At 48.3% G+C, this 547-nt stretch carries 1 protein-coding gene; it reads left to right on the forward strand.

Annotated elements, in window-relative coordinates:
* Positions 1 to 547 (forward strand): IS66 family transposase (gene tnpC, locus AB4238_RS10980; RefSeq protein WP_372033480.1); only part of this gene is annotated, 547 nt, incomplete at both ends.

Raw genomic sequence — 547 nt, forward strand, 5'->3', positions numbered from 1 at the left:
AAAGAAGAAAAGGCAACCTGCTACATGTGGCTGTACGCTACAGGCACAGACGTGCCGAATAATCTAGGCATCCCTAATATCGTCCTATATGACTATCAGGCAAGTAGAGCGGGACAGTGTGCCGTTGATTTTTTAGATGGATTTAATGGTTACCTACAAGTTGACGGTTATGCAGGCTACGGTAAAACCCAAGCAACACTTGCGGGCTGTTGGGCGCATGCAAGACGCAAATTTAAAGAAGCCGAAATGGCTCAACCGAAAGGCAAAACAGGTAAGGCAAACTGGGCACTCAACCAAATCCAAAAGCTTTATCGGGTCGAGACATTAAGCAGAGAAAGCCGTGTTGATGCTCGCCGGCAACAGCGGCAACAACAAAGTGTGCCGCTACTGGATGAGCTGCACCGCTGGTTAGAGAAATCCCAGCAACATGTACCGCCCAAAAGCAGTTTAGGGAAAGCTATCAGTTACAGCCTGAATCAGTGGCCGAACTTAACTCGATACGTTGAAGATGGGCGACTAAACATCGACAATAATCGCGCTGAGCGAG

Origin of the sequence: Shewanella sp. 10N.286.45.A1 (genome assembly GCF_041470405.1) — a bacterium.
In the GTDB taxonomy this organism is placed as follows: domain Bacteria; phylum Pseudomonadota; class Gammaproteobacteria; order Enterobacterales; family Shewanellaceae; genus Shewanella.